The organism is Arthrospira sp. PCC 8006 (genome assembly GCF_046480465.1).
Lineage (GTDB): Bacteria > Cyanobacteriota > Cyanobacteriia > Cyanobacteriales > Microcoleaceae > Limnospira > Limnospira platensis.
In genome coordinates this window covers 1-1,703 of record NZ_PKGG01000435.1, presented here as the reverse complement: position 1 = coordinate 1,703, position 1,703 = coordinate 1, and the positions used below count along the sequence as shown (strand labels likewise).

General features: G+C 46.2%; 1 protein-coding gene and 1 pseudogene. Both read right to left on the bottom strand.

Annotated elements, in window-relative coordinates:
* Positions 1–218: 218 nt before the first annotated feature.
* Positions 219–374 (bottom strand): annotated as a pseudogene (locus B9T16_RS28435) (RNA-dependent DNA polymerase); the annotation flags it as partial.
* Positions 334–747, bottom strand: a complete 414-nt coding sequence (locus B9T16_RS28430; RefSeq protein ID WP_014276923.1) for a reverse transcriptase N-terminal domain-containing protein — start codon at positions 745–747, stop codon at positions 334–336. The gene B9T16_RS28430 and the pseudogene B9T16_RS28435, both read right to left, overlap by 41 nt.
* Positions 748–1,703 lie beyond the last annotated feature (956 nt).

Sequence of the window (1,703 nt, the reverse complement as noted above, 5' to 3'; positions counted from 1 at the left end):
GTTCGTTTATGACCTTGAGTTCCCTGCCTTGCTTAGTTACCTAAGCGTCGGGACATATAATCAGTTATGAGGATGCTCAGGAGAGGTCTCCTTATATCCAGATTCGGAGCTGGAATCCTCACCGGGTAGTTATTTCGGGCATTTCAGCCCTATTTCATACCCGAACGTCTCGCACCTGCATCAAGTACATAGTATTGTCCTTGATTTATGGCAGTCTAAATTCTACCAATTGCGTCCTGGGCTGACCGTCCGGGACGGAACCCATAGCTAGTACCCTCAAATCTTGACTCCCATTCGGGCTCAAGTGCCGACTGAACCAAGGCTTGCCTTGCTCTATCTTGGATTGTGGGAATTCCTATTCCAGCTTTTTTCATCCCTGCCAGGTTTTGGTATCCACACCCGTCGCAGTGGTTTTGCTTTGAGGTTTCCCTTAATGTTCTTAACAAGCTCAAACCTTTGTCTTGGAGAGATTACTCTTACTCCATCAACGCCGGCTGTTTTCTTGCCTTGATTATCCTGGGTCACTCGCCGTACTGCTAAGAGTCGAGCATAGTATGATTTCACCAATAGACGTTGCAACCTTCTTACCTTGGCATCCTGTCCCGATTTAGCCGCTTGAAATATACTCTTTTGGAGCTTGAAAACTTTCCGCTGAACCTTAGTCCATGGGATTGCCTTCCATGCGTTGTTCGTAGTCTTGATTGGTTTGGGCTTGCCAAATCCTTTCTTTAAACTCGCTATCGCCATATGTACACCTACTAGGCTCTATTTCTTACAATCAAACCGTGACCCGTTAGCATATCCCTACCATTACAGTCGGGCATTGGCTTCTGGTCACATCTCACCCCCTAATGGGCTTGCGCTTACACTTTCACTACTGACTCTCTCGACCAGATTGTCAGAGCCTAGAAGGGGTTAAAACGTTCCGTTTATATGGGCATTCCATCTTTAGACTTGTCCTTTCCACCGGGGTACTTTTAAAGGTCTGTGTAGGTGATGACATAATTACCCTACTTTTCCCCTTACTCTTTTGAGCGCAGCGTATCAACCTATTTCGCTACTTATTATTTACGATGGTTCAATTTGGAACATTCAGATTTCCTTAGTCATGGATGGTTGGCAGTGGTCGTTTTTGGTAGTAGGTTCTACTTCACGCCTTCCGTTCCCCGCTTCTATCTGACGGGTTGTGAATCCTGAAACTGGGGGTGGCTATCGCCGTTACTCTTTCCCACAATCGCCCAAGTGGTTTTAATCCTCCATGTTGTATAATTGAGTATTGCGATTTTCTTTGTGGGATTGACCTTGAGTTCCCTGCCTTGCTTTCGCTTTGGGACATATAAACAGTTATGAGGATGGTCAGGAGTGCGCTCCTTATATTCAACCAAGGGTTGAAGTCCTCACCAGGCGGTTATTTCGGGTATTGCAACCCTATTTCATGCCTGAACGTCTCGCACCAAACAAAATAGTATAACATAAAAAGCCGTCCTAGAAGGACGGGGCTTTAGACCCCAGCGATTCTCATTTTGGAAATTCAACTGCTATCGGGTGGGATGTCTAACTCAAGACCCTCAAGCATAAAGGTCAGAAGGTGGTCCCAACTGTCGAAGTACAGTCTGGGTAAGCGCGCGCAAATCATTAAAGAAGGTTTGGCGCTTAGGTAAGTGCGCTCGTAGCAACTGGTACTTGTTATCGAGCAACTCCTG

What these genes read in the sequence shown, in the direction of transcription:
- B9T16_RS28430 (WP_014276923.1), bottom strand. Translation starts at nt 747, where the DNA reads ATGGCGATAGCGAGTTTAAAGAAAGGATTTGGCAAGCCCAAACCAATC.